The sequence below is a fragment of the Lentilactobacillus hilgardii DSM 20176 = ATCC 8290 genome, assembly GCF_000159315.1.
Classification (GTDB): Bacteria; Bacillota; Bacilli; order Lactobacillales; family Lactobacillaceae; genus Lentilactobacillus; species Lentilactobacillus hilgardii.
This window is the reverse complement of record NZ_GG669995.1, coordinates 166,296-173,187: the sequence shown is the minus strand read 5'-3', so window position 1 is coordinate 173,187 and position 6,892 is coordinate 166,296. Positions and strand designations below refer to the sequence as shown.

6 protein-coding genes and 1 pseudogene are annotated in these 6,892 nt (G+C 40.2%); 1 reads left to right on the top strand and 6 read right to left on the bottom strand.

The features are described from left to right. Positions 1-78: 78 nt before the first annotated feature. The 4 genes from HMPREF0519_RS10460 to HMPREF0519_RS10445 form a co-directional block, all read right to left on the bottom strand. Positions 79-1,050: an NADPH:quinone reductase gene (locus HMPREF0519_RS10460; RefSeq protein WP_003636058.1), complete on the bottom strand. Its 972-nt coding sequence runs from the start codon at positions 1,048-1,050 to the stop codon at positions 79-81. A gap of 232 nt (positions 1,051-1,282) precedes the next feature. Beyond that, a complete protein-coding gene (locus HMPREF0519_RS10455; RefSeq protein WP_003636056.1) occupies positions 1,283-1,540 on the bottom strand; it encodes a hypothetical protein in 258 nt (85 codons plus the stop codon). A 177-nt stretch (positions 1,541-1,717) separates the two neighbouring features. Continuing rightward, positions 1,718-2,698, bottom strand: coding sequence for a phosphoglycerate dehydrogenase (locus tag HMPREF0519_RS10450; RefSeq protein ID WP_003636054.1), 981 nt, complete (start codon positions 2,696-2,698; stop codon positions 1,718-1,720). Next, a complete protein-coding gene (locus tag HMPREF0519_RS10445) occupies positions 2,673-3,131 on the bottom strand; it encodes an NUDIX hydrolase (protein WP_003558357.1) in 459 nt (152 codons plus the stop codon). Before HMPREF0519_RS10445 ends, HMPREF0519_RS10450 begins: the two co-directional genes overlap by 26 nt. Positions 3,132-3,380: 249 nt before the next feature. Here HMPREF0519_RS10445 and HMPREF0519_RS10440 point away from each other — a divergent pair, with 249 nt between their 5' ends. Continuing rightward, complete coding sequence (locus tag HMPREF0519_RS10440) at positions 3,381-3,821, top strand: universal stress protein (protein WP_003636052.1); 441 nt, start codon at positions 3,381-3,383, stop codon at positions 3,819-3,821. A 202-nt stretch (positions 3,822-4,023) separates the two neighbouring features. Here the strand turns inward: HMPREF0519_RS10440 and HMPREF0519_RS10435 are convergent, their stop codons facing one another. Both HMPREF0519_RS10435 and HMPREF0519_RS10430 read right to left on the bottom strand, forming a co-directional pair. Then, complete coding sequence (locus tag HMPREF0519_RS10435) at positions 4,024-5,001, bottom strand: aldo/keto reductase (protein WP_190870501.1); 978 nt, start codon at positions 4,999-5,001, stop codon at positions 4,024-4,026. Positions 5,002-5,403: 402 nt separating this feature from the next. Continuing rightward, positions 5,404-6,879 (bottom strand): annotated as a pseudogene (locus tag HMPREF0519_RS10430) (MFS transporter). Between the last annotated feature and the right edge of the window lie 13 nt (positions 6,880-6,892).

The following is a 6,892-nucleotide window of genomic DNA, read 5'->3' as shown; positions in this document are numbered from 1 at the left end:
ATAATGTAATCGGTTACTGCTTCCAATTTCATTATAGCGTACCGGTATCATTATCTTAAACAATTTGTTTAGGAATATTTAGAATTTCAAAACAAGTCGTTCTTTAACAGTATTTGTCTCCAACGCATGCTGTGCTTGTGCTGCATCTTCTATTGGCTTTTCAACAATGTCATCATCCAGTAAGAAGCCGTCAACCATTCGTTGATTGAGCAGCTTTGCAGCATCAATGAATTGATCAATTGTTGCGTGGCTTAAGACAAATCCGCGAATCGCTTTATCAGTTGTATAGAACTTTCGCACATTAAATGTAAACTTATTATCCTCTGGCGCTGTAATCAATCCAATTGTCCCCCGCTCATTAAGGGCGTTAATATTTTCCTGCAGGGCAACTTTTCCTGAAGTATCCACAACAAAATCCACACCGTCAATGTCATGCTTTTCCAGTTGCTTGGTTAAAGACTTCTTGTAATCCAATGCCAAATCGCTGCCAAAACGATCCATCTTATCAAAGTCAGCTTCATTAGAGGTCGTAATAACCCTCAGTCCCATGGTATGCGCAAGTTGAATCAATTTTGTTCCCACGTGTCCAGCTGCACCTTCAACTAAAATCGTGTCGCCACTCTTAGCCTGAAAAACGTGATTAATCAAGATAGCAGCAGTTGCGGATGAATGCACCGAGGCTACCAGCTTAATTGGATCTACACCTGATGGAATATGAAATAAACGATCAGCTGGGACAGCTACATAACGACTTGTTGTGCCTTGTCGGCCATCATATCCCATGCTATTGGTCCAAACCTGGCTACCAATAGCAAATCGGTCAACATTAGCGCCGACTTTTTCAACTTCACCAACCGCATCCCGGCCAATAACAAACGGAAAATTTAAGTTTGTTTGATATGAACCGGCTCTTACAAACGTATCCACGTGATTAACCGAAACGGCCGAAACTTTAACCAGGACATCGTCAGCGCCGATTTCCGGTTCCGGTAAATCTCCGATAATAATATTTTTACTACTACCGGTTTCCTTAATATATGCTGCTTTCATATGACTCTTCCCCTTTCATGAGGCTACGTCTATATTATATTCCGAAAGTGTTTTAGTTTGGCCGTGAACGCTTGTGCATTTGTCAAATTCTTCTAAATTTGCCTGATCAAAAAAGGGAGCCAGGTTCATCGTCCCTAACTCCTTTGGTACAATAATCAAAATGATATCTTATAACCGTTGTTTATAAGCTTATTTATTCATACATAATGCCGTTATGACTTAATAAATAAACTCACGAACGCCAGGCAATTTTAAAGCTTTGTTTACCATCAATTGAATCAACATTTTCAACGTCCCCATTAACCGGCGCGTGGCTAATCACAAATCCTGGATGCTGATGACTGATAAAATTAAACTGATAGGCAATCCCAGCCATTTCTTTCTTTGCTTTCATCACACCATAACTACCATCGGACAACTTCACAATTTGATCATGTTTTTTATCTGGATTGACATAGATTGTTGTCATAACCTGCACCTCCAACATCATTATAGCAGGACTCCCGGTAATCAGTTAATTTCCCGTTAGGTCATTCTAAACACGCGTACATCAGTGATCAACAATAATCCCTTGTTTGGGTTGATCACTCAGATAACGAAAAAACTGAAATAAGGTTTGCCCCTACTTCAGTTAAGTTTGACTATTCAATTTTTACATCCTGATGTCTTATTTAGGTTCATTCACCGGCCATTGTGGCTTTTCACCATTCAACACCCGAACCACTTCACTTGCCGCGTCAACGGCCATCCTCGAAAAGCTTTCAACCGTACTTGAACCGATATGAGGCGTTAACAGCACATTTTCAAAATGAAATAAGTCACTATCTAGTGGTAATGGCTCTTCTTCAAAAACATCCAAGGCCGCTCCAGCAATTTGGTGAATCTTTAATGCATTGATTAAGGCACTTGTATCAATCAAACCACCACGTCCCAAATTGATCAGGACACTTGACCGTTTCATTTCGGCAAGTTGATCCTTTCCAATGATATGATGAGTAGCCGGATTTGAAGCCAAATGTAGCGTCACAATATCAGCTGTTTTCAACAACGTGTCCAAATCGACAAATTTTTCATAAGGAGATTCCTTTTTCGATCGGTTATAAATAAGAATCGGCATTTCCAAGGCGCTGGCTTTTTTGGCAACTTGCTGGCCAATGTGGCCGTATCCAATGATTCCCAACGTTTTACCCGCCAAATCGAAGCCCCGATGTGCCAATGCGTACGTATAATTGCCCTTTCGCATTTCAAAAGAAGTTTTTGTGACATTTTTGGATAAATCAAATATCTCAGCCAAAGTTGTTTCTGCAACCGTTGCCGCATTTGCATTTGGTGTATTGGTCACCCAGACACCATGTTGAGCACTTGCATCCAAGTCTATGCTATCATAACCAACACCATGTCGGGCAATAATTTTTAAGTTGGGCATCTGCGACAATACGTCCTCTCCAACGTGATCCAGAAAAATAATCATCCCATCGGCATCCCGACCATGCTCCAAAAGGCCATCGATAAAGTTGTCGTCAACTTCTATTAAGTCAATTCCCCGATCCGTTAAAACCTTTTTTCCATCTTCAGATAACGATTTTGGTATAACAACCTTTTTACTCATGTTAAATCCCCCATTAATGATCAATATTTTTTGAAGCATAGTCTAACATATCTGCCGTTTGCTGATTTAATAAAGGCGGCAGCTTGTCAAAATCGAAATAGGATAGTTTAACCGTTTCGTCCGTTTCCGATTGTAAGGGCTGCCCACCAATCTGTCTCACGTGGTAAAGTGCCGAAATTGTTTGAGTGACGTCACCATTCGGGTATCGCACTTCGCCCTTATCAAATATTTTTAAAAAGCGGATAATGTCCACATCAATGCCACTATCCTCTTTGTATTCACGGACACAGGCCTGTGCATAGGTTTCACCGTACTCTAAATAACCGCCCGGTAAACTCCAGTTATGGGTATCGGTTCGCAGGTTCAATAAAACCTGACCATTGTCATTTAGCAGGATACCGGCAGCCGTATTCATCATAATCGGTGTGTGACCAACCAATGAGCGAATCATCGAAACGTAATCTTTTGCCATTAATCATCCATCCTTCTCGTATTCATTATCGATACTTCTTTATAATTAAGGATACATGCTTTGAAAAATTTAGTAAAATGCATTTTAAATAAATGGCTGACTTTTTGACTGATATCAAGATATAGTCTTAATAAAGATACTAAATGATCGATTTCCATAACAAAAAGAGATTTAAATTTGATGTCGGTCATACTATGCTTTAAACTAAAGATGTAAGCGGTTAATAGTCATTTAAAGGGAGTGATTTTAATGTATGAGCACATTTTAGTACCACTTGATGGTAGTGAAAATTCTCGAAAAGCATTAGATGTCGCCATTAAATTAGCAAAAACCTTCTCATCCAAACTATCATTACTATCAATTGTTGATAATCGTAATTTTGCAATGCCGGCAACTGCAGCCGCTGCGCCAAACAGCAGCTATTCTGAATTAACCAGTTATGCTCACGACATTGTTGACGATGGACTGAAAACCGTTAAAGAAAATGGTTTGGATGCCGAGACAATCGTCACTCAAGGATATCCAAAATCAGTCATTGCAACCGATGTGCCAAAGAAAAATAACATTGATTTAATCGTTATCGGTAAATCAGGTCGGGGTGCTATTGACAGATTCATTATTGGTTCAACAACTGCTTACGTCGTTAGAAATGCAACTGTTCAGGTATTGGTTGTTAACGATGATGCATAGGTCAGTACTATCGTGACACCCATTTAAATTCATAGCGGAAAAGCACTTATCAGAGAGCTAACAATCGTCTGAATAAGTGCTTTTTTGATGTACTTGGATGAAAAGATAGCCGACCAATACGTGGAAATTAACAAGTTAGCCACAAGTCCTAATAAAACACTCAACCTTATAGCAAAACTGCCAAATGTCTGTCAGATCATTTTTACCATAAATATTGAACCGGATCTTTAATGTATTTGTCGTAAACGTCACGCACAATTACCATCTGATCATCACTTAAAGCAGGCAATTCAGCCGCAGTTGTATTGCGTTCAATTTGATTAGGATTACTTGCACCGGGGATAACGGCCGAAACAGCATCATACATTAAGATAAAGCGAAGAGCCATTGCGGCCAGATTATTAGTTGCGAGTCGTTCTTTTAATTCATCGGCGGCTTTCACACCGGTAAGGTAATCAACTCCCGAGAATGTTTCGCCCTTGCTAAAGAGTTGGCCATTACGATTATTCGTCCGATGGTCCTGAGGTGCAAATTTTGTATCAGCTGTATACTTGCCGGATAACAAACCACTTGCCAACGGTACCCGAGCCAAGACGCCAATATTGTTTTTCTTAGCTAAATCAAAGAACAAATCAGCTGGTCGTAGCCTGAACATATTAAAAATGATTTCGACTGCCGAAATATCATAAGACATCGCTTTAATCGCTTCTTCAACACGCTCGACGCTGACGCCGTAGTGTTTGATTTTGCCTTCTTTCTTCAGTTGGTCCATCGTAAAGAACGTTTCCGGCATATAATAAACACTCATTGGCGGGCAATGTAATAACACACAGTCCAAGGTATCGAGATTCATATTTTTAAGTGATTCATCAACATAGCGTGTTAAATGTGCTGCATCGAAATGTTCAACGCTCAACGGTTCTTCTTTACGGCCAATCTTAGTGGTGAAATGAACATCCGGGTGACTGTTAATAAACTTACCGACAGTTTGTTCACTTTTACCATCCTGATAACCGTCTGCGGTATCAAAAAAATTCACGCCGTGATCATAAGCTTCTGAAAGTGTATCATAGGCATCCTTTGCATCAAAAGGTGTTCCCCATTTACCGCCAAGCTGCCAAGTGCCTAATGAAACGTCACTGATTGAAAAGCCCGTCTTGCCAAATCTTCGGAATTCCATCATTTTCTGTCTCCTTTGAGTTTATCTTTATATGTCATAAAACCAGAAAAATAAATCTGCTAATTAGCAATCACCAGGAAAAATTTCTAGGTTAGATGGTAATCACCAATACTGCTACCAACAAATTTTTCTTGCCAATTCTAGAATATGATGAACAAACATGTTGCGGATGTTTGGCATCTTTAATGATAGCAGTTCAAGTACGCTTGAAGTAAAGTAAAACATTAATTAGTTTTAAAAAGCAATGTTTTTTGGAATAAACATTTTAACGACATAATTTCTAAGAAATCACTATCTCAGTACTACATAAAATTGTTTGACTTTCTTTTTCAGTGAAAGTACATGTTAAATCAACCGTTAACAAACTAAAATTTCAGTCAAGCAGCTTTTCGTCGATTGATATTAATTGATGATCTTTTTATTCGGATCCAGCCAATTAATCACGATTACAATCAGCAAAATCACAACAACGGAAATAAAAACCGCATGTAATGCCATTAAAATAATAGGATCTGCCATTGCCCGATTGGCCACCTCATGCGTGTGGTTTGAGCTGATCACACCATTAACCTGTGAAAAGGTTATGCCGTCATGTAGATTCAGTCGAATCATCAAATTCAAAATTGCTCCATAGACACCCGCCATGACAGTTTGGCCCAATGACCGCCCCAAAGTTAAGATTGAGGTGGCCGAACCAACCATGGTCGGCAAAACCAAATGTTGACTGAGAATCGTATTCATACTGATCACAATGCCCATCCCGGTACCGTTAACCATCGCAATCACATAGAATGCCCAAACCGGAAACGACTTACCTGCAACTATCAACTCGACATATCCCAATAACATCAAGATAATCAGGACAATTGCAATCCGTTTTGGCACATATTTGGCAAGCAAGGGACCGACGAAGAAGGAAGCAATTAACCACATAACCGAACTAGATGTGACAACTAACCCCGCTGTCGTGGCGGAAACCCGGTAAAGCGACTGCAGCCAAATCGGGAAATAAACCTGATAGCCAATCAGAACCCCGCTTAAGATCGTTGCGGTGATAATTTGAATGCTAAAGGTTGCCGAACGAAACATTTTTGGTGATAACAATGGATTTGAAAAATGCCGTTCCCGTCTAACTAACAACCATAGGCTAACCGTAGCAATAATAAACAGTCCCAGCGCCATCACAGACTGATTATCCAAAACCTGGATAGCTAACAGTAAGCCGACCAAACTGACCGCAAGCCAAAGGATACCAAACCAGTCAATTGCTAATTTCTTCTGTAACTTAACTTTTTCTTTGTAGCCAAATCAGACGAATAGCATAACCGCAATGCCCAACGGTACATTAACAAAGAAAACCCAGTGCCAAGATAACTGATCAACCAGAAAACCGCCAATTAACGGTCCAACCAACGCTGATAACCCCCACGCCGTGTTATTAAAAGCCAACACCGTGGCGCGTTCTTTAAAACTAAAATTATCCGCAATAATGGTAAACGTCAGTGGCATGACTGCGCCTGCACCAATCCCTTGAAGCGCCCGGGAGATAATCAACAATAAAATAGATGGTGATAACCCACTTAACAAAGACCCCACGGTAAAGACAAAAACGCCCCATTGAAAAATGTTTCGTCGCCCCATCATATCAGCCAATTTGCCATAAATCGGTGTTGTAATGGCCGTTGTGAGCAAATACGCACTCATAATCCAACTTTGAAAAGCCAGCCCGTGTAACTCACTGATGATGGAAGGCAAAGCTGTCGTCACAATGGTCACTTCAACCGATGTCATGAACGTAGCGATAAAAACTGCAGTCATAATGATCCACCGTTTATTAGGACCCTGCTGCTTATCCAATGTTTCTGTTTTGTGATTCATAAACCCGAATCCC